15 protein-coding genes, 1 tRNA gene and 2 pseudogenes are annotated in these 23,524 nt (G+C 60.1%); 4 read left to right on the top strand and 14 right to left on the bottom strand.

Features of this window, described 5'->3' with window-relative positions:
- Positions 1-158: 158 nt before the first annotated feature.
- Both trxA and NKJ32_RS19790 read right to left on the bottom strand, forming a co-directional pair.
- Positions 159-1,151 carry a thioredoxin gene (gene trxA, locus NKJ32_RS19795; RefSeq protein WP_352458335.1) on the bottom strand — a complete coding sequence of 331 codons (993 nt, stop codon included), beginning with the start codon at positions 1,149-1,151 and terminating at the stop codon, positions 159-161.
- Positions 1,152-1,236: 85 nt separating this feature from the next.
- Complete coding sequence (locus NKJ32_RS19790; protein ID WP_352570069.1) at positions 1,237-1,734, bottom strand: prolyl-tRNA synthetase associated domain-containing protein; 498 nt, start codon at positions 1,732-1,734, stop codon at positions 1,237-1,239.
- A gap of 229 nt (positions 1,735-1,963) precedes the next feature.
- On the opposite strand from NKJ32_RS19790, the gene NKJ32_RS19785 reads away from it, so the two are divergent.
- Positions 1,964-2,038 (top strand) — tRNA-Gly (locus tag NKJ32_RS19785).
- A gap of 132 nt (positions 2,039-2,170) precedes the next feature.
- Here the strand turns inward: NKJ32_RS19785 and NKJ32_RS19780 are convergent.
- The 6 genes and pseudogenes from NKJ32_RS19780 to NKJ32_RS19755 form a co-directional block, all read right to left on the bottom strand.
- On the bottom strand, positions 2,171-4,396 hold the full coding sequence (locus NKJ32_RS19780) for a mechanosensitive ion channel family protein (RefSeq protein WP_352755866.1): 2,226 nt from the start codon (positions 4,394-4,396) through the stop codon (positions 2,171-2,173).
- Between the two features lie 439 nt (positions 4,397-4,835).
- A complete protein-coding gene (locus NKJ32_RS19775) occupies positions 4,836-5,906 on the bottom strand; it encodes an adenylate/guanylate cyclase domain-containing protein (RefSeq protein WP_352755868.1) in 1,071 nt (356 codons plus the stop codon).
- A 3-nt stretch (positions 5,907-5,909) separates the two neighbouring features.
- The gene (locus NKJ32_RS19770; protein ID WP_254818889.1) at positions 5,910-6,401 is read right to left on the bottom strand and encodes a Rab family GTPase; all 492 of its coding nucleotides are present in this window, start codon (positions 6,399-6,401) and stop codon (positions 5,910-5,912) included.
- 15 nt (positions 6,402-6,416) lie between these two features.
- Positions 6,417-8,987, bottom strand: a complete 2,571-nt coding sequence (locus NKJ32_RS19765) for an OmpA family protein (RefSeq protein WP_352570071.1) — start codon at positions 8,985-8,987, stop codon at positions 6,417-6,419.
- 94 nt (positions 8,988-9,081) lie between these two features.
- Positions 9,082-9,747 carry a DUF3450 domain-containing protein gene (locus NKJ32_RS19760; RefSeq protein ID WP_031211579.1) on the bottom strand — a complete coding sequence of 222 codons (666 nt, stop codon included), beginning with the start codon at positions 9,745-9,747 and terminating at the stop codon, positions 9,082-9,084.
- A 612-nt stretch (positions 9,748-10,359) separates the two neighbouring features.
- Positions 10,360-10,505: pseudogene (locus tag NKJ32_RS19755) on the bottom strand (IS110 family transposase); the annotation flags it as partial.
- A 161-nt stretch (positions 10,506-10,666) separates the two neighbouring features.
- Here NKJ32_RS19755 and NKJ32_RS19750 point away from each other — a divergent pair.
- Complete coding sequence (locus NKJ32_RS19750) at positions 10,667-13,639, top strand: trifunctional glycosyltransferase/class I SAM-dependent methyltransferase/polysaccharide deacetylase (RefSeq protein ID WP_352570072.1); 2,973 nt, start codon at positions 10,667-10,669, stop codon at positions 13,637-13,639.
- Between the two features lie 85 nt (positions 13,640-13,724).
- On the opposite strand, the gene NKJ32_RS19745 is transcribed toward NKJ32_RS19750, so the two are convergent.
- Both NKJ32_RS19745 and NKJ32_RS19740 read right to left on the bottom strand, forming a co-directional pair.
- Complete coding sequence (locus NKJ32_RS19745; RefSeq protein ID WP_352570074.1) at positions 13,725-14,405, bottom strand: redoxin domain-containing protein; 681 nt, start codon at positions 14,403-14,405, stop codon at positions 13,725-13,727.
- A 19-nt stretch (positions 14,406-14,424) separates the two neighbouring features.
- Positions 14,425-17,724, bottom strand: coding sequence for an adenylate/guanylate cyclase domain-containing protein (locus tag NKJ32_RS19740; RefSeq protein ID WP_352620981.1), 3,300 nt, complete (start codon positions 17,722-17,724; stop codon positions 14,425-14,427).
- 216 nt (positions 17,725-17,940) lie between these two features.
- Here NKJ32_RS19740 and NKJ32_RS19735 point away from each other — a divergent pair.
- Positions 17,941-18,166 (top strand): annotated as a pseudogene (locus NKJ32_RS19735) (adenylate/guanylate cyclase domain-containing protein); the annotation flags it as partial.
- Positions 18,167-18,263: 97 nt separating this feature from the next.
- Here NKJ32_RS19735 and NKJ32_RS19730 read toward each other — a convergent pair.
- The 3 genes from NKJ32_RS19730 to NKJ32_RS19720 form a co-directional block, all read right to left on the bottom strand.
- Entirely contained in the window at positions 18,264-19,655 is a 1,392-nt protein-coding gene (locus tag NKJ32_RS19730) for a hypothetical protein (protein WP_352570077.1), read from the bottom strand.
- Between the two features lie 203 nt (positions 19,656-19,858).
- Positions 19,859-20,383, bottom strand: coding sequence for a GNAT family N-acetyltransferase (locus tag NKJ32_RS19725; RefSeq protein ID WP_352450247.1), 525 nt, complete (start codon positions 20,381-20,383; stop codon positions 19,859-19,861).
- Positions 20,384-20,455: 72 nt separating this feature from the next.
- Positions 20,456-21,280 carry a hypothetical protein gene (locus NKJ32_RS19720; protein WP_352828571.1) on the bottom strand — a complete coding sequence of 275 codons (825 nt, stop codon included), beginning with the start codon at positions 21,278-21,280 and terminating at the stop codon, positions 20,456-20,458.
- A gap of 204 nt (positions 21,281-21,484) precedes the next feature.
- On the opposite strand from NKJ32_RS19720, the gene NKJ32_RS19715 reads away from it, so the two are divergent.
- A complete protein-coding gene (locus tag NKJ32_RS19715; protein ID WP_352570079.1) occupies positions 21,485-22,900 on the top strand; it encodes an adenylate/guanylate cyclase domain-containing protein in 1,416 nt (471 codons plus the stop codon).
- Positions 22,901-22,937: 37 nt separating this feature from the next.
- Here the strand turns inward: NKJ32_RS19715 and NKJ32_RS19710 are convergent, their stop codons facing one another.
- Positions 22,938-23,417 (bottom strand): class I SAM-dependent methyltransferase, encoded by a 480-nt coding sequence (locus NKJ32_RS19710; protein WP_352457162.1) that lies wholly within the window; start codon positions 23,415-23,417, stop codon positions 22,938-22,940.
- Positions 23,418-23,524: the final 107 nt, after the last annotated feature.

Below are 23,524 nucleotides of genomic sequence, written 5' to 3'. Positions count from 1 at the left end.
TCCTCCGATCGCTTTGTCAGGAAGCGCACCAAATCCGTCTCCTCCCGGCCGGCACAAGGCGCAACACCGGAAACCTGAAATCGAACGCCGTCCGAAAACCTAATCTGGCGCAGCCGCGGCCCACCGCAAGCCCGCGCGACAAAACAGTCTGCGCCGGCTCAGGAAAACAGCAGCGACGACAGTTTGCGCCGTGCCGACAGCGTTGCTTCGTCGGTCATGCCCCATGCCTCGAAGAGCTGCAGCAACTGGGTTCTGGCGCCGTCGTCGTTCCACGAGCGGTCGGCCTTGATGATCGCCAGCAGATTGTCGGCCGCCGCCATGCGATCACCCTTGGCGTTCTGGATCATGGCAAGCTCGAACCGTGCCTGGTGATCCCCGGGATTTTCGGCCAGCCGCCGTTCCAGTTCCGCCGGATTGCCGAGCACTGCTGCTTGCGCGGCGAGCGCCATCTTGGCCCGCAGCGCGGCGAGCTGGGGCGCATCCTTCTTTGCTTCCGGCGCCCGCGCCAGCACCGCCTCGGCACCTTCGGCATCGCCGGCCTCGAACAGCAGATCGCCCAAGCCAGCGATCGCCTCGATCGTCTCCGGCGCCTGTTCCAGGATGGCATCGTAAATGTCGGCCGCCGTCTGCACGTCCCCGGCGTCGCGCGCTTCGGCGGCCGCGGCCAGCGCCTCGGCCACTTGCGGCGCGCCACCGTTCTTGCCGCCGACCTTCTGGATGAATTGCGTGATCTGGCTCTCGGGAATGGCGCCCATGAAGCCGTCGACCGGCTGGCCGTCCTTGAAGGCAATGACCGCCGGGATCGACTGGATGCCAAGCTGGCCGGCGATCGATGGATGGTCGTCGATATTCATCTTGACCAGCTTGACCTTGCCACCGGCGGCTTTCACCGCCTTCTCCAGCAGCGGCGTCAATTGCTTGCAAGGGCCGCACCACGGCGCCCAGAAATCGACCAGCACCGGCTGGTGACGCGATTCCTGGATCACGTCGGCGGCAAATCCAGCGGTCGTTGTGTCCTTGATGACGTCGGCCGGCGCCTCAGCAAGCGCGACCTTCTCACGCGCGGCATCGGTGCCGCCATATTGCACGGTGGTGGCATACCGGCCGCCATTGCTGCCAAATGGGCCGCCAAAGGGGTTGCTATCACTCATCTCGTCGCCTTTCGGTCGCGCCGCCGGCCAAGGGACGGGCGCAACATCCTTCTTTAGAACCCGGTTTCAGTCACCCATGTGGCGATCATGCCGAGACTTTCAAGATAACAGCATCATGTCCGGTTGCCTCGACGAATTTGACCAGGTCCGCGGCAGCGATGGAAGTCGTCGCTTCGTTGGTCAGCGGGTGGGCATTGACCACCGCATGGCTCATCAGCTCCTCGTCCAACACGACCTTGATCCTTCGCTCGGTGTCGTTGATCAGCCCGAACACCGTGACCGCGCCCGGGACGACGCCGAGAAGCTCCATCAGCATCTCCGGCCGGCCGAAAGACACGCGCCCGGCAGCGCCGATCAGATGGTGGATATGCTTGAGATCGACCACCGCCTCCTCGCCGACGCTGACCAGGAAGAAATTGTCCTTCTTGTCCTTGAGGAACAGGTTCTTGGTATGGCCGCCGGCAATCTCGCCGCGCAGCGCCTGCGAATCGGCGACCGTGAACAGCGGCGGATGCCGCCGCGTCGATACCTCGATCCCGAGTCCGGCAAGAAAGGCGAAAAGTTCGGCTTCGGTCTTCGGCATCGGTCTTTCTTCTGATGGCCCGCTTTCAACGGCTTGTTCGGCTAACGCCGTTTACGGCCAATGATGCGGCCAAGACAAGCCCGTCGCGCAACGCGGGGGCGATTGCCTTGCGACGTCTCGCAGGAGGCTTGTTCGCATTGCCGACGAAGCAAAAAGCCTGCGAATTCCCTGTTGCAATCGCCGCGCTCTTCAGCCATATAGGCGCGGCTTGCGGCCCAAAGCCGCGCGAGCGGGTGTAGCTCAGGGGTAGAGCACAACCTTGCCAAGGTTGGGGTCGAGCGTTCGAATCGCTTCACCCGCTCCAGTTTCCTTGAGGGGAACCAAGCGATTAAGAGGCGCCTTTCGGGGCGCCTTTTGCTTACATGGCGAAAAGAGTGTCCCTGCCATGGGCGATGCGCGGAAAGCCGCACTGTGACCAGCAGGTGTCGCAGCTTTTCTATTCCGTTGTGCTAGCTTTTTTTCTGCGCCGAATAGTGTGCGACTGCGCGACGGCCATTTTCAACTCGGGCGTGATCTCCAACGGTGCATTCTCTGCCCCATGTTGGTTCTGTAGCCCCTGGACCTGGACGGTCGGCAATGGGAGTTCGATTCCCTGCTCCTTGAAGACCTGGCGGAGGCGTACATAGAATTTGCGTTTCATACCGAAGGCGCCTCCCGGCTTGGTTGTGGCCTTGACCCTCAATACGATGCCGTATTCGCCGAACTCCTGTACGCCCTGCATCTTGATCGGGTCGAGCACCCAGTGTTTGAACTCGGGATCTTCCGCCAGTTCGAGGCCGATCCGCTTGATCAGCTTGCGAGCGAAGTCGATATCAGTGTCATAACCAACGGTGATGTTGAATTTGTCGATAACCCAGTCACGGCTCTGGTTCTGGACTGCCCCGAGTTCACCGAAAGGTATCGTGAACAGCGGACCACGATGGTGGCGCAGCTTCACCGAGCGCAGCGAAAAGCTTTCCACAGTACCCTTGTAATTGCCCGATGAAATGTATTCGCCAACACGGAACGCATCATCGAGCAGAAAAAACACGCCTGAAATGACGTCCTTGACAATGGTTTGTGCCCCAAAGCCCACGGCGACGCCGACGACGCCAGCGCCGGCGATCAATGGGCCGATCTGGATACCCAGCGAGGCGAGCATCATAAGCACCGCCATCACGATGATCGATGCGAGCAGAATATTCTGGAGGATCGGCAAGAGCGTGTGCAGCCGCGCCTGCTGCGGATCGAGGATCGGGACGTCCTCGTCGCTGATCACAGGGTGCGGTGTTTCGATGCCCAGCTTTCGTTCGATCAAAGCTTTGATGATCGACCAGCCGAAGTCGGCGGCGAGGGCAATGACTACGACATTGATCAAGCCGCGCAATATGAACGTCGTCGTCGTATCGCTGTCCCGCATGGATTGCATGTCCAGACCCCAGACACGTGCGAGAAGGTAAGCCGCCGCCAGGATGAAAATCATTCGGATTCCGCGATCGATGACAGCGATCGTCACCGCCGGGATCGTGGGCCGGCCGACATCTTCCGAACCTGGCCGCAGAACGAAATTAACCCCGCGCTGCGTCACCACGATTGCCAAAGGCAGGAAGAATGCGGCGAAGGTGAACCAGAAGTATGTATAAAGGCCGGCGATACGCTGCAGGAACAGGACGACGAAATAAGCAGTCAATAGCCATGTCGCTTCCGTGTGACCGATGTGGCGCGCACCGTCTCGCTGCGTTCTTGGCCGACGCCAAATGGCGAGCAGCAGGAGCAACAGCAGCACGAAATCGGCGCCCAGTGACAGGACCATCATTCCGTCCTGATCGATGCCGAGACCTGGCAAGAGGATAAACGCGGCGCAGAAGAAGGCGAAGACGCCGACGATCCGGGGTAGCCAATAGGACCAATGGTCAGCCGCTTCGTTGGTGATCGGCAAAGCACGAACCTCGACGGCGTTCTCGACGTTCATGAAGGAAGGGACGAGCATGGCCATGACGTACATGCGCACACCCCATGTAACGACTGCCGCCATCAGAAATGTCAGTACAATCTCGCGGATAAGCATCGGCCAGTCGAACAACATGAACGCGCCGGCGCTGCCCAGTGCGAAAGAGACTATCAGCATGCTGGAATAAAGCAGGCGGCCACCAATCTTCTTGGCTCGCCCAACGGGCGTATCCTTCGGTTGCGCGATAATCCAAAGACGAAATGGACGGGTGAGCTTGAACGTTGCCCAAGTGAGTGCCAGGCCGGCAGCGATGAACATTGCAATCAGCACAAATACGCCGGCAGGCCCCTTGCTGGACATATCCTCCATCGTCTCTGCCCGAACGCGCGCGAACTGGCCTGGCAGCAAGGGCAAAGTTCGCACGATTCTTTCGATATGATGCCTGATCCCATCGAGCGTCGAGGATGCCATCGTATTCATCTGGCCTGGTGCGGCCACGGCGCCGGACGATGCGTCGGTCGGCGAAGCCCCTCTCTCGGCGGGCGCTCCCGTTGACCCGGCGTCCTGATTTCGCTGTTCGGCCACCCAGGCCTTCACTGACGGATCGTCGAGAACCTCGAACAGCTGTTTGACCCTTTCAGGCGGGACGGTCGCCGGCGCCTGCGCCTGCGCCTGACCAGCCAACAAAAGGGCGATCCCAAAGACGAGCGGCCTGGCAATCAGGGCAAACATCGCAGTCAGGTCTCCGAGACGCCGTGCCGGGCGCGCCAGGTTCCTGGCTCCCAATCGTCGAGTCATGAGTGGCATCGTGCTGTTAACCTTCCGGTCAGATCGGCGAGCAACGACATCTATGTCCGTTGTTGCCCTACCTTGAAGAAACCGATGTTGCGGTGCAAGACGTCATCGTTCCGAGCCAGACCGTTGCGCCGGGTACTTGGCGGTGTTTATTTAGCCGCGGGGGCAGGGCATTCCGACCTCGGCCCAGGCCTCCGGCCGTTCTATGAACTGGGCATCGACGTTAAATCTCAGGAACTGATTTCGTGAGTTGACCAGGACAGACCTTTGGCGGTCGCTCGGTGGTCAACTGCTTCGCGCACCGCTGCGGACATTCGAAACCATGATGTTGCTTGAGATGCAATGCGCTTCCGGGTCGGCACTGCCATGCGGCAAATCAGGCCGGGAGCCGCCACATTCGCACACGACCTGTACCACGCAATTCCGTTTCCTCGAGTGGGTCGCAAGCAAAATTTGGTCCAAGCAGTTGATGAGTTGCATCCGAAATACGGATTTCATCGGGCTCCGCGGACGTTTGGATACGTGCGGCGAGATTAACGGTGTCGCCCCATAGGTCATAGGCAAACCGCCTTTTGCCTATGACGCCCGCCACGATTGGTCCTGAGTGAATTCCAATTCTGAGTCTTATCGGTTCTCCTGCGAAGCGTTCGAGCTTAACCGCCTTCCGCAGTTCAAGCGCATAGTGCGCAAGGGCTTCCGCATGATCGGATCGCGCGGCGGGCAGGCCAGCGACCACCATCACACAATCGCCGATTGTTTTGATCTTTTCGCAGCCGTATCGCTCCGAGAGCAGATCCGCCGCTTTGAAGAAGTAATTTAAAATAGCGAGCGTCGTCACGGCTCCGACGTTCCGCGCTCGTTCCGTAAAACCGACGATGTCGGCAAAAAGCACACTCACCTCTGCGTAGTTGTCTGCAATTTCTTCGTGCGCTTTTAGCCGCTCCGCGATAGACGCCGGAAGAATGTTGAGGAGCAGGGCTTCGGCGCGCTGGTATTCACGCGACAATCCCTCTTGGCTCGCCCTCAACGCCTCGTTCATCGATTGTAATTTCTCGTTGAGTTGACGCTCCCTCTCTTGCAGGAGCGTCATTTCATAAGCCTTCTGTTGAAGTCGCTGCCTATTGTCGCGTTCGGCAGTGGCGTCAAGAAAGAGCAGCCACACGCAGGCATTGTCAGCAAAAAGATGGAGGTCCGCGACACGCCCGCTGGGCAGTTCGACCATGGCCATATCATATGGAAGCTCCGGGCAGGGCAGCAAACCTTCCATGAATTCAAGCTGCTCGGCAACAGGCTTACCTATGCGAACTGATGAGAGTCCGTAATGTTTAACGTTACCGCCCTTCGCAGCTATGCAAAGCTGGGCGTCGATTTTCAGATATGCGACCGAGCGCTCGTTGTAGAAGAAATCGTAAATCCAGCTTCTAACTTCTCTTGGCAAGACATGCATGGTTTATTTGCTGACCATCGAAGCAAGTTGACGAAACGCATCATCAACATGTTCACCCGAAAGCGCACTTGTTAGATAGATTTGCCATCCAAGTTGCCTCAGTTCGTCAATTTCACTATCCGATATTGCCCACCGATCGGCCAGATCGGATTTGTTGAACAGCAATACAAACGGCATAGCGCCGAATTCAGCCTCGGCCCGCTCGCGCAACGTGAGCGCCACGGCAAGAGTAGCAGCGCGTGTTCCATCGACGACAAGCACGAGCCCACTCGCACCTCGCACATAGCTGACGCGGAATGAGCCGATATCGTCTTCGCCGGCCAAATCCCACAAAATCAGATCCACGGTTTTGTCCGGGAATGCGACACTCTTCTTGTCGATTTTCACTCCCACCGTGGTCAAGTAGGTTTCTGAAAAGATGCTTTGCACAAACCTGCGAACCAGACTGGTCTTTCCGACAGCGAACCCGCCCAACATGCAGATCTTCTTTTGCAATATCCTGGGCTCCGCCTAGTGGAAGTTTACCGTAACCGAAACTCTGCGGTTGGCGGAGTTCCCGGTTCGGCTATTTTCAATCTCCGCTGGCTCAAAGGTGCCCGCGCCGCGAACCAAGAGCAACTCCGGATCGACGCCGCGCTTCTTGAGAAGCGCACGAACTGTTTCCGCGCGCGCGGCGCTGATCGACAACTTGGCCGTTTCACGGCCCGTCTCGTCCGAATGGCCGGTCAACATGAACTGTGCTGTTACGCCTGCCTTGCGGGCGGCCTTGGCCAATTCCTTCAACTGATTCGCCAATTTGTCGAGAACCGGCAGTTGCTCTGGTCCCGGTACAGCCTTGCCAGAATCGAACAAAATGTCGACCGCTTGAATAGCCTCCCTCAAATGAGTGAGTTGCGGAGGGGTCAACTCACGCAGCTCGGAGATTTCTAGAGAGAGTCCGTCCGCGGACAGCTGTTGGGCGGCGACCCGCGCCCGATCTATCCAGGCGGCAGGAGCTTCACCCTGGGCAACGATGCGATCCTTGATGATCGAAAGCCGTACTGAATCCGGCGGAGTCAGCGACGCCATCAGCCGCTTCACCACGAACTTCGGATCAAGGCTTTGATAGAATTGCCACTGTGAATGAACGCGAGCAGGATCGACCCCTGTTCCGGACAGCAGAGCCTTCGGGTCGGCGGCCTGCGGGTCTCTCAGGCCGGAAATATAGAAATGTCCGCCCCTCGCCGTTTGTTGGGCGACGATGATTCCCGCTTGGGCCTCCAGTCGCGACACATAAGTCTGCCAGTGCTCCGCCGCGCGTGCTTCGGGGCTCACATCACGAACCTTGGAGATGTCGAATTCCGGTCCGCCTGCCGAAAGCTGTCGGGCCGCTGCGCGTGCGCGATCTATCCAGGTGTCGGGAGCCTCACCCTCGGCAACGATGCGATCATTGACGATCGAAAGTCGTACTGAATCCGGCGGAACCAGCGACACCATCAGCCGCTTCAGGACGAACTTCGGATCAAGGCTCTGATAGAATTGCCACTGCGAATGAACGCGGGCGGGATCGACCTGCGTTCCGGACAGCAGAGCCTGCGGGTCGGCGGCAAGCGGGTCTCTCAGGCCGGAAATATAGAAATGTCCGCCCCTCACCGTTTGTTGGGCGACGATGATTCCCGCTTGGGCCTCCAGTCGCGACACATAGGCCTGCCAGCGCTCCGCCGCGCGTGCTTCGGGGCTCACGTCACGAACCTTGGAGATATCGAATTCCGGTCCGCCTGCCGAAAGTTGTTGGGCCGCTGCGCGCGCCCGATCTATCCAGGTGTCGGGAGCCTCACCCTCGGCAACGATGCGATCATTGACGATCGAAAGTCGTACTGAATCCGGCGGAACCAGCGACACCGTTAGCCGCTTCAACACGAACTCCGGATCAAGACTCTGATAGAATTGCCACTGCGAATGAACGCGAGCGGGATCGACCTGCGTTCCGGCCAACAGAGCCTGCGGGTCGGCGGCAAGCGGGTCTCTCAGGCCGGCAATATAGAATTGGCCATCGCGCACCTTTTGTTCGGCAACGATGATGCCCGGCTGGGTCCCCAGTCGCGACACATAGGCCTGCCAGCGCTGCCCGGATTGCCAGGAAAGAAAGAACCAACCGCCTGCCGGAATCAAAACCAGCAGGACTGCAGCCACGACCAGCCACGGAAATCCCTGGTTTGATTCCTCCTGCTTCAGTTCAACACAGGTCTGCAACTGCGTCTCTACGCCGGCCAACTGCGAACTGTCGCCGTCAAACTGCTCTAGAGCCTGTGAGCATTCATCATGGATGCGAAGCAATACATCGCGAATTATTTCATGTAATTCCTCCGGCGGATTTCCCCGGATCACCGCAACCAAGGTCGCAAACGGTCCAACTTCCGACCAGAGACGAAGCTCCCCGAAACGAATGGTGTCCAGGCCGCTCTGTTCTTTCTCGTTAAATGAGTCTTTTACAAAATCTTGAATTGCACTAAGCATAGAAGAAATGAGTTGAGGATCTTCGCTAGTTGCATTATCGGCAGTTACATGCGCTATCAAAAGCCCGGAATTGCGATTGATTAGAAAGACGTGTTCTACACGATAGACAAGAGAATGCTTAAGAACAACTTCTGAGAAGCTTGCTCCTGTTCTCCAGGCTTCAAGTCTCCACTTGAGCCCATGCCAGGTAAATATATGTCTTAAAGTTTCATTCAGCGATTGAAAGGTCTGGTCGATCTTTTCGCCGATCGACTTGCGAATAGCCGGCAGAAACACCGGGTACAATATATCCGTCAGCGTACGCGGGCTCTTCTGGATGGACCGTTGCACGGCCCTCTCGACAGCTGGCGCAAGGGCCTCTCCGAGTTGCGCATGAGGCGCACGTGCGGCTGCACTGGGGAGAACGCTCCCCACTGCAGCCGCAAGCTGCTCGGGTTCGTCGAGCAGGTGCGTAACTCGTGAAAGCTCCGAAATTTCGCCGCCGACCAGCAACTGGCGCAGCGTTTCCATGCGAGGATCGGCGGCTGGAACGCCTTCGAGACGCGCACGATAGTCCGGATCAACGTTCCGGGCAATTTCGATCAAAAGGCGAGCCAGAGCCTCGCGATCAATCTCTGTATCGTTCGAAGCTGCTCTTTGAGGGAGGCTGATTGGGTCGACAGTCGACGTCAAGTTCCGATCAACTCACTTTCCAGGTACGCTCCGAGTTGTTCTTGCTGCCGACGGGATCCTGATTTAGACATTTTGCAACCTCGACAAACAGGCCAGCCAAAAGATTTCTGTCGGTCTTGACATTGCCAAGATCGGAAAACATTTTCTCCATCAGCATCTGAATGCTTTCATTCTTTTGCTTGATTTCCTCACGCAGCAAATGATCGTTTCGATTTATCCGGTCCGCAACTTCCCGCTCAAGCTCGCTCAACTGATCCGACAACGCGCGCACCTGCTTTTCGAGCGCCTGATTTTGCTCGCGAAGATTCCGATCAATCTCCTTGTCGGCGTCGGCTCGCGCGTCTTTTTCGTTCCGCAATTGCGCCGCAAGCGAGTCCACCTGCTTCTTTGCATTTGACTCGTACATTTCAAGATTGCGCTTGGCCTCGGATTCGACATCCTTGAAGCGCTGCAAGACCCGTTCTTCAAGCTTGGAAAAGCGGCGGTCATAGTCCTGCATCTGGTTGCCGAACAGCAGATCACGTATCTTGTCGACACCTACAGCGTCGCCGGGGGCCCCGCTCTCGCGAGCCTGGCCCGCCATGAAGGTCAGCCCGCTTCCGTCTGCATTACTTATCAGATTTGCGTCCGCTTTATTTGCTGAAGAAGCGGTATTCGAAGATTCCTTGGCCATCTTTATGCCCCCTTCTTTGAACAATTGCCACAGTGCACCACTCAGAAACCAGCAAGCATGCCAGCAAAATACCCGGCTCGCAAGCCGGAATCTTCTTGGCTTAAGCCAATTCGTGCCTCCCTTTTACATCTCTTGGACTAGCAGCAAATGCACGAGTTCGGATTGATGTCGCTCTCGCATCTCTTTGTGATAGCAGCCATAACCGGCTAATCTAATCGATCATTGGACGCAATCTACTATCGAAATGAGTAATACAATGTCAGGCTATAGCTACTGGAGCGCAATTAAGTAGCGCAGATTAATTAGAAGTGTCTAAAGTAGCTGGTCTGGCGGTGCACGTACCGTCTCGCACCCGACTGTATACTGCGACGATCAGCTTCCGATGCGGGCCCAACGGTAGAAGGAAGGTCTTCTTTCGCACGGAGAATGGCTGTTCGAGAATGCACCTCGGAATCGAGGCGTTTCGGTCGATAGGAGGGGAGCGACAGTCCCAATAACTGCAGTCATTCACACCAAAGCTTCAGTGGGCGGCATTTGTTGCGCCCCCAATTGCAAAAGACGTCAGGTTGCCATAGCTATTGCACTCATACGGTGCCCGGGACCGCCGCCTGTGGTCATGGCGCCGACTCCGGGGATCGACATGAGTATGCGGCATGCTTGGCTTTGACGTGCATCTGCGACAGCTGGCGCCCAAGCTCGGCGGCACGGATGCGAATGCTGTGCCAGGCTTCCAACTTCGGTAGCACGACAGGAGCAAGCTCGCTCTGCAGCCAAATGGCGGCGTCGCGGCGGCTCGGAAGAGTTCGCAGGAGACTGTTTGGACGCAGCGTCCCTGAGGACCGTTTCCTTTGGCAGGAAATCGCCGGCTATGTTTCGGGACTCTTGTTCTACCTTCGAACCAACGCGCGGGTTACACGGCGTGGCGCATAATCCCTTGGTTTCAATCGTGGTTCCTGCGCACAACGCGGAGGTAACGCTGGCGCGCGGACTCGATTGCCTTCTCGATCAGGAAATAGTGGATTGGGAGGCGATCATCGTCGACGACGCCTCCACGGACCGCACCCCCGCGATCATCGCCGGTTATGTGGAGCACGATGCCCGGTTTCGGACGTTGAGCTCTTGCGCGTATAGCGCCGCCGGCGCGCGCAATATCGGGATGTCGACAGCGCGCGGCCACTGGCTCATGTTTCTGGATGCGGACGATTGGGTGGATGCCAGCTTCCTTGCGAAAATGCTGGCCGCACTTGAAGCCGCGCCCGATGCGGTCGCCGCCTATTGCGGTTCCCGGCGCGTGATGCCCGATGGCGAACTCACCCAGTCGAGCATCGCGACGGAGGTTGCGATCCAGCCCTTCGAAACATTCGCGCGCCGGTGCGCGATCCGCACTCACGCGCTGCTCGTCGACCGGAAGACAATTGCCGAGTTGGGCGGCTTCGATGTGTCGCTGCGCACCTGCGAGGACTGGGATCTGTGGCAGCGCCTCGCACGTCTAGGCAAAAATTGGGTGATGGTCGACGAGCCGCTCGCTTTTTATCGGGTCAGCCCCAACTCGCTCAGCCGCAATTCGACGCAGATGCTGGCAGATGCGGAAATCGTGATCGCCCGCGGCTTTTCCGCCGATCCCAGGGTCAAAAACCCGGCATCGGCTCACGCCAATGGAGCGATCGAGGCGAACGGCCGCACCGCTTCAGAAGCACTCGCGTGGTTCGCGTTGTGGAACGCCGCATCGGATTGCGGCTGCGGCTCGCGCTCGATCAACCCGCAGTCCCTGCGCACGCTCCCGGCAGGACGTAAGTGGGCGCGTGAGATCGCCAAGGTGGCCGTCGATGGCCTTATGGTAGGAAGCCTGTCGGTGCCAGCGCAATTGGCTGCCAGGTGGGACAGGTTCGGCGGCTCCCTCACCGAGTTGATCATCGAACTCGGCAAGGTCTGGAATAATCCCGACGCGGCTCGCCGCGTGCAGTATCACTTTGAGCAAATGCTGCTCGATGTCGACGATCTTGCCGCGCCGCGCAGGCTGGCGCGGACACTTGGAATTCGTGTCGACGCGCGAAATCCGGCCTCAATCGAAGTGCCGGAAGGAATCGATCAAATCTATGCCCATCTGATGATGGATGGCCAGATCGAGGCTCTCGTGCAGTTCGGCGTACTCGGGAGAGTGACAAGGCGTCATTGGATTGAATTGATCCTGAATTTCGTGCCCCCTGAGCGGCCTATGCACAGTGCCGCGCGACTTGCGAGGCGATCGCCTGTAGATGCACCGCAAAAGGGCGCCGGTGCCGACAAGTCAAACATGTTTGCAGCCGAGGCATTGTTGTCCATGGCGGGACGCCGGTCTGATCGGGACAGCCATTTCGGCAAACTCGCGCGATTGGCCGCGGAAGCGCAGGCGCTGGTTCGGTCGAGCGCCGAAACTAAAGAGCCTTTTACAGCGCCGCGCCGTGCACGGGCCGCGGATGGGCGCGACAATGATCGCACATCTTTCTGGAATCGCCATTTCGCGACCGAGGATCCCTGGAACTACGGTTCGCCCTATGAGCAGGAAAAATATGAGCGGCAGCTCGAAATTCTGCCTGCCGGTCCCATCGGGCGGGCGCTTGAGCTGGCCTGCGCGGAGGGCCACTTCACGCGGCAGCTGGCGCCGCGCGTGGGCCATTTGACCGCAACTGACATCTCCGCCGTAGCCGTCGGGCGGGCGCGCGCGCGATGCAGCGATCAGCCGAATGTTGAGTTCGGCGTACTGGATTTCTCTGCGGACACGCTGCCGGGCGAAATGGATCTGATCGTGTGTTCGGAAGTGCTCTACTACCTGGATGATCTCGCCGATGTGCGGCGCATCGCCAAAAAACTCATTGAGGCGTTGGCGCCTGGCGGCAGTTTCATCAGCGCACACGCATTCGTGCTACGAGACAATGTTGGAAGGACGGGCTTCGACTGGAACACATTCGGTGCACAAGCGATCTCAGAGACGCTGGCAGCGACCGACGGCCTCGTCCTCGAGCAATCGATCCAGACCGAGCTCTACCGCATAGACCGCTTCCGCCGCCTGTCACCAGGCGACGTTGCGACGGAACCGATGGTAGATCATGTGCCAATCCGCGCACCCGTTGAAATCGGGGTCGCGCGAAATATCGTCTGGGGCGGGGCGCGGGCCTTGCGCCGCGACGTGGCACGTAGCGAGCGGCGGCAGCGTATCCCTGTCCTCATGTATCACAGCGTCGCCGATGATGGTCCGGCCGCGCTCGCCCGTTTTCGGCTCGCGCCCGCCGCATTCGCCAGCCAAATGGCATGGCTGCGCGCCAATGGCTTTCACGCGATTAGGTCCGAGCAGCTGGAATGGTTCATCGTCAACCGTCAGCCTTTCGTTGGCCGCCCAGTGCTCATCACGTTCGATGACGGCTTCCAGAACTTTGCCGACCATGCCTGGCCGGCCTTGCGCACGAACGATCTGACCGCGGAAGTGTTCCTGGTGACGGACCTGGTGGGTGAAAGTGCACAATGGGACGCCTACAGCGGCCCGCCGACGCAGCTTATGGACGCCGGGACGGTGCGACGCCTCGCCGGCGAAGGTGCGTTCTTCGGAAGCCATCTGGCGACGCATCGCGCGATCGATGGTCTGTCGAGCTCTGACTTGGCCGCCGAGCTCCTGCGCTCTCGTATGTTCATCGAACGATGGACCGGTCGGCCAACCACGGCGTTCGCGGCACCCTTCTCTGTCACCGACCGACGGCTTGGCAGGCTGGCCAAGGAGTGCGGCTATCGAATCGGCTTCGGCGGCAGACACGGGCCGGCGGACCTCGATTGCGATCCCATCGACCTTCCGCGCATCGAGATTCGCGGAGATCACTCGCTCGATGACTTTGTTGGCAAAGTCGAGGCCGTGCTCGCATGAACGGTGAACTTGTCAGTATCTAGATTTGTAACAAATTGGTTCCGCTTTTTATTCGGTGTCCCGCCCGCTTACCTCGTTCGCAAGTCTATTGGGCGACTTGGGATACGGCTGACATCAGCTCCTGCGGGCTTGGCGCCCCAAACATGTATCGCCCACCCTCTGGAACCTCCGTGAAGCTCCAGCGGACGATCCCCTGCCGGTCCAGCAGGAACTGACCGACCAATTGTCCGTGTCCCGTTGCTAGCATCTGCTCGTCGGCTTCGGTCAGCTCGTAATGGTCCCTCTTGTTGAGGATTTCGCTGGCCGCAAGAGGATCCATAGGACCGGGCAACTCGCCTGGTATGTCGACCCGCATATCCTTTGCCGCTGCCATCGAGACCTTGTACGGCCAGTTCGTCTCGTTTTGGGTGAATTCGAGATTGGGCAGTCCAAAAGCACGATGTGAAGCGCGTTCAGGATCGGAGGCCGCAAGCAGATTCGGCATCGGATGGTAGCGGAAATAGAGACGCGCCCGTTCGATCGGCGTGTTGACCACCGTCAGGCTCTCCACGCCCTTTTCGCGCAGCTCCGGATCAAGCCGCGCCTGGGCGGCGATATGGCGCCGGCAAAACGCGCAATGCAGACCTCGAAACAGGCCGACCAGCACCGGTTTTTGGCCGCGAAAATCGTCAAGCGCGATCTTGCCTTCCTGGGTAATGGCGTCGAGTATCACGTTTGGCGCACGGTCGCCCGGTTGAAGCGGCACCAAGTCACTACGCGCGGACATTTCCAACCTCCAACCCCGGCTAGTCGAGAAAAGGCAGCACCACAAGCGCTTCCGGGTCGAGCCCGTGCTGGGCGCATATACCCTGCGCCAGGGAAAAGTAGCGTTCGGCCTCGGCCAGATTGTCGAGGTCGAGATTAAGCGTTGCGAGACCATCATAACACGGAAACAGCAGTTGGGGTTCGCCCGTTTCGCGAGCTACGTCCAGTGCTTCGTGGAACAACCCAACCGCCAGGTCCGGACGGCCGTTGCACTGGTGGATCTGCCCAAGCACGATCAACGGCACCGGCAGGTGCTCGCGCTGGTCGAGCGCCCGGTCGAGCTCGATGGCCTTCTCGGCAGCAGGCACGCCCTCCGTTGGACAGCGATCCGTGAAAGTACAACAAGCGACCGCCAGATTGGCGAGGAGGCGCGCCTGGAAACCCAAATCACCAATACGGCGCGCCACTTCAAGACCGCGCCGACAGACCTCCATCGCTTTTGCGGGATCGATGGTCGTGTAAAGCACGCCGAGATTGGTGTAGCCGCGGCAGGCCGCGCCCAGCAGACCGGCGGCTTCGGCCAATTCAATGCTACGCTCAACCTGACGCACGGCCTCACGGTTTCGCCCAAGGCGAGCCAGCGCGACAGCCTTGGTGTTGAGTGCCTCGGCGGTCACAAGAGTGGCATCACACCTTACCTCGGAGACATGCTCCGTTGTCAGTGTGCCTACGCAATCCAGCGCCGCGTCTGCCCATTTTGCCGCGAGAGCGTGATCTCCGCTACGGAACGCCTGTCGGCCACGTTCTTGCCACAGATGCGCCTGCTCGATCGGGGCATCCGCTCCATCGAGGAGCGCTGCCGCCTCAGCATAGCGGGGTTCTGCCTTGTCCCGCTTGCCGACATCCCAGAGCAGCCGACCGATCTTACGCAAAACTCGCGCCGAGGCGACGCGATTGGCCGACTCGCGGTATGCCTGCAACACCGTCTCGTAGTGGTGGTGCGCGATCTCGCGGCGGCCTGCCGGGCCGCTCAAATCGGCAATGCGCTCTGCAATTGCCAGTTTGAGCGGTGTTTGCCCGATCGCGCCCAACGCAGTCAGTGCTCGCTCGTAGAAACGAAGGGCGTCGTCGTTGGCATATATCATGCGAGCGCGATCGCCTGCCGCCTGCAGGTAATGCGCGCCCTTCTCCCGCTCGGCGCTCTGTGCAAAATGATGACCGAGCACCGTCAAATCCTCGAGCCGTTCCGGCTCGTCGCCGCACAGTTGCTCCAAGGCAGCACCGATCCGCCCGTGGATTTCGGTCCGGCGTTGCAGGAGCAGATTCTGGTAGATCACGTCCTGCAGCAATGTTTGCGTAAAGCGGTAGCTTTGAGACGAGACCGAGCCTGATCCGGCAACTTCCTCGATGATTTCCGCATCGCAAAGCAGTTCGCAGCCGGCTTCGAGCCGGCTGGGGTCGGCTGTCACGGTTTTCAGAAGTGTGGCATCGAAGCGCGGGCCGATTACCGCGGCCTCCTGGGCCAACCGGCGCACCTCTTGGGGCAGCCGGTCGACTCGGGCAAGCAACATTGCCTGGATAGTGGCGGGGATGCCGGTTGCGACTTCGCCTGCCACAGTCCGCCATCGCTGGCCCTCTCGCACCAGTACACCGCGATCGATAAGGCCGCGAACGATTTCCTCTACAAAAAGGGGGTTGCCGCCCGCGCGCTCGAGGATCTGGTCGAGAAGCCCTCCCGCGGAGCTTACCCAGCTCTCGCCGAAAAGCGCTGCCAGCAGGCTGCGTCCGTCATCATTGTTGAGTGGCGGAAGCCTGAGCGCTGTGTGACTGACCCGACTTGAGTCGAGCTGGTCGTTGTCCGGCGCCGGACGATGCGTGACCAGCAACATCAACCGCGTGCGTTCCAACCTGTCCATCACGAAACGTAGTGCCTCGAGCGACACGGCGTCCGCCCAGTGCAGGTCTTCGACGACAATCAATAGCGGCGACAACGCAAGCCGCCGTTCGATGATTGTGCGGACTGCGTAGAGAATTTGCCGCCGCAGCTGCTCGGGCTCGACATGCTGCAAGGTGGCATCGGGGTCGCCAAGGCCAAGCACATGGTAGAGCAAAGGCATCAGCCGCTTCGCCTCCTCGCCCTGCAGGCCGAGATCGGCAAGCAAGCCTGCGAGCTTCCCCCGCATTTCGTCCCCATTGTCGTTTTGCATCATCCCGGCAGCGCTGCGCACCACTGCGCCCAAGGCGCCAAAAGATTGTTCACCCAGCGGTGAGCACGTGGCCTGCCGCACGGCGACGTTGCGAAAACGCTCCTCGTCGCCGACGCGGGCGACGAACTCCTTCACCAGCCGCGATTTCCCGATGCCGGCTTCTCCGACGAGGCGGACAAGTTGGGCCGAGCCGCCGCACGCCTGGTCAAGGCTCGCCATCATTCTATTGAGCTCCGCACCACGACCTATTAGCGGCGCACTGAGGCCGAGCGCCTCGAGCCCGCGCGCTGCACGCGGCACCGCTAGCGGTGCGTCCAGTCGATGAACGAGCACGCTGCCGGCCTTGCCGCGAAACACGACATCACCCAGCGACTCGTAAGAGAAGGCATGCCGGGTCAGCCTGTGAGTGAGCTCGCCTACCAGCACCTCACCCGGTGCGGCCAGCGATTGCAGGCGTTGCGCCGTATTCACTGTGTCGCCGGTCACGGAATAGGATCTGGCGGTGCCGATGCCCAATCCGCCAGTAACGACCGGACCAGTGTTTATGCCGATGTGGAGTAACAGAGGCGAGCCGGAGTGGGGGGTGCTTTCGCCGAGCCGCGCCGTCCGGGCGATCATGTCGAGAGCGGCGCGAAGCGCACGTTCCGGATCGTCCTCATGCGCGACCGGCGCACCGAACAAAGCGAGCAGTGCATCGCCGATGAATTTGTCGACGAAACCACCAAAGTTTCGCACGGCCGCCGTCAATTCCTTGAACAGTTTGTTCTGCAGCGCTTGCATGACCTCGGGGTCGAGCTGCTCGCTGAGTGTCGTAAAGCCGCAAAGGTCGGCGAACAGGACCGTTACCGTCCGGCGATCGGCGTCAGAGACGGGATGCAGCCCTTCTTCGTTTTCGATGTTCGGAAGCAGCGACGGAGTTCGAGAAGACGGCACAATGGTCCGGCTTGGTGCCGGAGCAGGCCGTTCGACGGCTTTTGCGGGCGCACCAACGCTTGCCCCACATTTCGGACAGAACTCGAAATCAGGTGCGCAGGTGTAGCCGCAACTGGCGCATGGCACGGGCTGGCGCCTGCCACACCTCGGACAGAAGGCGTAACCGCCCTCAATCTCGAAACCGCAGCCCGAGCAGTCCATCGAACAAGACCTCACTAGTGGCCGTGACGGCGTGATCTCGCCCACACTTCACGGCCAGGCTATTCACAAGGATGCACCGATAGTCGTCGACGGGCAAGCGGCAGCGAGCGATCCGTGTGGGTCCGGTGGCAGAGCGCTGCCCATTCGGGCGGCTGCGTGGCCGTCGTCTGCGAAAGTTCCCTCTTACCCTCCGTCTTCCTGCTATCATGAAGATGAGAGGCCGTTGACCTCTTGATGCAACGGGCTGACTCGCAACGCTGTCACCGACGTCTCGCGCGCTTCCGGCCCGCAGCTACGGCCATCTGGGCCGTTTCGCCGAAGCCCGCGCGGCATGGCAGGAGGTGCTTCGCGTCAATCCCGACTATTCGTTGGAATACCGTCGCAAAGTCTTGCCCTACAAGAACCGGTCGATTTCGAACACGTGGTGGATGGGCTCCGCAAGGGGCGGTGCGGTGCAATGACAGGTGAGGCCTATGCGGCCGGATCAGACGCTAGAGGCTCCCCGATAGATCGCCGTCGCTTGCGGTTGCGCACTAGTCTCAGGTCGGCTTGATCTCTGCCTGGCCGATCTTGCGCCATCTGGCGTTTTCGCCAACCAGTTTCAGGTCGTCGGTCGTCTCGGCAAATGTCCGCAATCGGTATTGCCGGAGCAGGTTTGGGAAGAGCGCCACTTCCGGCAGGCCGGCAAGCTGCTCGCGGACTGAGATCTTTTCATCGATGACCCGCATGCCCCAGGCATTTTCCCGAACCTGCAGCTCCGCGGCCAGATCGCGCTCTTCCGGCGCGTTTTCGTCCAGCACGGCCAGAAGGATCGAGTGGAAAAGCGCTACGTAGCCAATCTGTCTCAGGCCGCCCACGACCCGCACGCGCGGCAATATGGCAAGGACAAGGAACGTCAGGAACAAGTTCGGCAGCAGCACGCCTTCCAGCAGCGCCCGCCTGAGATGTGGCCGCTCGAACGGGATGGAAAGACCTTGCGGCCTGTCAGGCTCGATCAGGTGCCCGTTCTCGAGAACGAGCTTGCGCACGCGCTCCTCGCGGATGCCCCAGAAATAGTCCGTGGCATTGGGCAGGAATCTGCCAAATGGGCTCGATGCGGCCTCTTGCCAGGCATGTTCGAGACGCTGGCGTCTTGCGGGTTCAATGAGCAGCCTGGAAAGAAGGCTGCCGTCATATTCCAGATGCCGCGCCATGGCAGCCGCGGCGGCCCGATCATCGATGAAAACCGGTAGGGCCATGCCGGCACGATCCCAATTGGCGACCAGATCCTGGTTCAGGGCAGTCAGCGCATCGGCGGCGGTTTCAAACACCTTGTCCTGGCTGGCAAGCAGTGTGCCCAGCCAGCGGCTGCCATCCGTTTCGTCGCCCACCGCTTCGAGCGCGCGCTTGTTGAGGGAGACGGGACCGGCCACGCAGGCGCTTTTGCGGCACAGTTTGTGGCGCCCCATGCCAAAGAGGTTGATCTTGTCGTCGCCGACGTCGAGCCATCCCGGCCCCTCCCGGCCAACTGTCTCCATGGTCATCGTCGTTCCCATGAAGCCGACGAAGGCCGACAGCCCGTTTTCGACCGCGCCGAGCCAGGCAAGCAGGAGGGCATCGAAGGTGATCCGGTCCATCAGAAGCAGGCAGTGCAGGCCGGACTGAATCACCGGTCTGTGCTCGAACTCGTCGAGGGCTTTGCCGATCTCGTCAGGCTGCATGGTCATACCGAGGCGCTGATGCAGGACTTCGCGCAGGATCGAGCGGGCAGCGATCGCCGGGCCCGATGCAGGCCTTGCCACCGGCCGCCAAAGATGGCGGGCGTAGTCGGAAACCGGTGCATTCCAGTTCTGCTCGATGTCGCGCACGACCTCCGGGCAGAGCAGCGACAGCACAGCCAGAATTTCCACCGGAGGCGTAGGGGTAGAGGTAGGATCAAAGACGGCGGTCATTGGTCCCGTCTAGCCGCTTGCGGTGCAAACGCCAAGCGAGACCAGACTTGCTGGATGCGGCCGGCCCACACATAGATCGTCAACTCGATTAAGATGGCGTGAGACGAAATGGCCGTATCCTACGCAGCTCTCCATGAGCAATCACCTGTTCGCTCGGCACGAATTGTCAGACTGGCTAAACAGCTAACGCCAAACAGCGGATCTTAGAACCGCAGCCGGGCCATGCTCAGGAGGTCGTGGTACTGCCCGTCGGTAAAGCCGGCCTTCACATGCCGGCCTTCGACCTCAAAGCCGTGGCTTTTGTAGAGACGGAGAGCCGCTTCGTTGTCGGCATAGACGGTCAATTCGACCCGCTTCAGGGCGCGCCAGTTGTCGGCCACGTCAAGCAGCGCGCCAAGTATGGCAGAGCCGATACCTTTGCCGACAAAGGCATCGTCAAGGCCAATATTGATCTCGCCGATATGCGAACGGCGCGGTGAACCCTGCACGACCAGGCTGCCATGGCCGACGACCTTGCCGTCCAGCTCGGCAACGATCCAGGTGGTTTCCTGGCCGGACTTGGCAATGCGCCGCGCCACCTGCTCCACCATCTCGAAAGGCATCCTGAGCGTGCCCCAGCGGAAGCCCGGCATGTTGAAGATAGCGCAAAGCGCCTCCGCATCGCTTGGCCGGACGGACCGCAGCAGCGGCTCGATTTTCTCGGAGGGTGGCGAGGTCGTGCTGGTCATGGCGTTCCCGGCGAAGGCAATCGGCCCGGTACGATGCACCGGACGCCACCTGAAAATCCAGCCGTCTCTGACCTATGATGCCGATTGCGAGCTAAAATACCGGGAGGCGGCGTAGAGTTTGAAGACGCCGCTGATGCCTATCCAGCCGAAAAGGGCGAGCCAGCACAATGTCCCGGTCGCCGTCCAGTCGATCCGGTGCACCGCAGCGTCGGTGATGACGACGCCGAGGATGGTAAGCAGGCCAACCAGAAACTGCGCCAACCCGAGCACCAGCAGTTCCTCGCGCGGCGCGCTTCTCCAGACGAGATATATACCGCCCGCACCGGCGAGGAAGATGGCGCTGTAGACCTGAGCGTGGAAGGCATCGATCGGCCATGGCCAGATGCCACTGAATGTCAGGGGAAACAGCAACAGGCCGACGCCATAGAGCCCAAGGATCGCGGATTCCGCCGGCATGTAGCCGCGCCATGCGGGATTTAAGGTCACGCCTTTTGCAGAAGGACGGGCCCTGGCCCGCCACAGGGACAGCCCGGATACCGCGACCGATGCAAGATAGACCAAAAACCACAGCCAGGGCGCTTTGCGCTCGAAGTTGAAATAGCCGAGATTGATGAACGAAGCCACCGACACGATGACGGTGAAGATGAAGGCCATGACGAGCACGAGCCTGCCGGGCGACCAGCGATTCCAGACCAGCAGTGCCGCCATCACGACCATTTCGGCGGTGTAGAAGCCACCGAGGAAGCGCGCATTGAACGGCGTGACGGCCCAAGGCCAGCCCGGTTTCACTATCGCAGGCATGAAAAGCAGGCCGGCGCCTACGATCAGGACGACGATGACCCCCGCAGAAAAAAGGCGCAGGGCCGCGGGAAATGGCGGATTGTCTGATGTCGGCATGGGAGAAAATCCCAAAGATGAATGCTCCATGGACCATCATAGTGCTGCTTGCGGCCGGTTAAAATCCGCCGAATGGAAATTGAACGGTCACCAGGCTTATCCATTCGAATGGCCGTACGGTCCGTTTCGAAGTAAGATGGAATACTCGGACCAAAGATCGGTCCGGTCAAAATGCCTCGAGGTGCATTTTCCGGAGCCTGCACGATGAACGAAGCTCAGGATCTATTCTCACTTCTGCGACAATCGGCCGATGTCGATCCGCAGGCGATCGACGCGATCAAGCGAACCATCGCGGAGGGCGAGGACCACGAACTTTGCCGCATCAATGCGCCAGCCTTCGCCAGCAAGCATGGCCTCGACGAGGAGCGCGCAATAAGCGCCTTTCTCCATGCGGCGCGGGTGGGCATCTTCGACATTTCCTGGAATGTTCTGTGCCCCGGCTGTGGCGGCGTGCTCGACACCAACGCCACGCTGAAAACCCTGCAAAAGGACGAATACACCTGCGCGCTGTGCTCAGAGGGCTATTCACCGACCCTCGACGAGATGGTCGAGGTGACATTCACCGTCAGTCCCCGCGTGCGCAGGATTGCCGCCCACAATCCACACGAACTGCCGGTGGCGGAATATTTCCGCCAGATCTACTGGGCGTCCGGCGTCGATCTGCCGGAAGAGGATTTCGCGAAAAAGCTAGAAGCGTTCTCCCTGGAGGATATCGAGCTTGCGCCCGGTGAAAAGGCGGTTCTGACCATACAGCTTCCGTCTGAATTCATCATCGTCTTCGAGCCGGTCACCCATTCAGCGCAGTTCATCGACGGGAAGGGCGAACCAACAAAGGAGCGCCGGAGCCTCTCTTTGGCCTTCGACCGCGACCATGTCCAGAACCAGACGCTGGAGATGCAACCCGGCCCGTTGCGCATTTCGCTGGAAAACCGGACCGACACCCGCGTGCTGCCGACGGTCTTCATCGCCGGCCAGGCATTGCATGATTTCCTGGGAAAACGCCGGCCCTTCCTGACCGCCAAGCGCCTGCTCACCAACCAGACGTTCCGCGATCTCTATCGCACGGATACACTCGACATCAACCAGCGCCTGAAGATCACCAGCCTGACGTTCCTGTTCACCGACCTGCGCGGATCGACCGAGCTTTACGAGCGGGTGGGCGACCTTTCAGCCTTCGATCTCGTGCGCGAGCATTTCCAGGTTCTGCACGAGATCGTCACGGCGGAGGCAGGCGCGGTGGTGAAGACGATCGGTGATGCGGTGATGGCGACCTTCGCGACGCCTGATCGTGCGATTGCTGCAGCCCTCAGGATGCGCGATGCCATGCGTACGCTCAACGACAAGAGCGGGCGCGAGGATCTGCTGCTCAAGATCGGAGTCCATGCCGGCCCCTGCATCGCCGTGTCTATGAATGAGCGACAGGACTATTTCGGCCAGACGGTCAACATTGCTTCGCGGGTCCAGAACCTTGCCAACGCACAGGCGATCTTCGCCACTCGGGCGGTGGTCGACGACAATCTCACCGCCGATCTCTTGCACAGGAACGCGCTGACGCCCGCGCCCCACGAGGTCTCGCTGCGCGGCATTGACCGGGAGATAGCAGTATATACGATCCCCTGAAGGCTTGGCCCCTGAAGATTTGGCTCGTCCCGGCCCCTCACACGCGCCTACAGATAAAATAACGATCGGCGGGAACCGAAGGTGGCGGCGGGAGGCGTTGCAACTGCGGGTGATCGAGCGGCGTGCCGCTGACCGCGATGCCGCCGACGCGAAGCAGGCGCGCGGTCAGATCGGGAAGCCAGGTAGAGGTCACTGCATCGCGATCTTCATAGCCGGTGCCGATGTCGGCATGAACAAGAGCGGCGTCGATGCCAATGAACCTGCTCGCCGTCTCGCGTATTTCGCCGAGCACGAGGTTTTCAGCTTCGGGAATTGAGCTGGCGTGTGCGGCAAGTGCGCGGTCGAACGCTACGATCCGGCGTCCGGGCAGGCGCTCGCGCAGATGGTGGAACGTCCGGCCATTGCCGAGGCCGAGCTCGAGCACGGGCCCCTCCATCTTTGCCACCTCGGCGCAGACATGATCAAGTATGTCGCGCTGTGCGGTCATCCTCCGGATGAAACTGTCAAGGCGACTCATGTGCGATTGTATGTCCAGAACCAGTTCACGAAATCAACTGCCCCCGACCAGAGCGTTTCGCGGCTGAAACCCGAGGCCGACGTGTTAAACCCCGATCGAGTCTTGCC

The organism is Mesorhizobium sp. M0159 (assembly GCF_040322295.1).
Lineage (GTDB): Bacteria > Pseudomonadota > Alphaproteobacteria > Rhizobiales > Rhizobiaceae > Mesorhizobium.
Note: the sequence above shows the minus strand (reverse complement) of the source record. Positions and strands in the feature narration are given on the sequence as shown.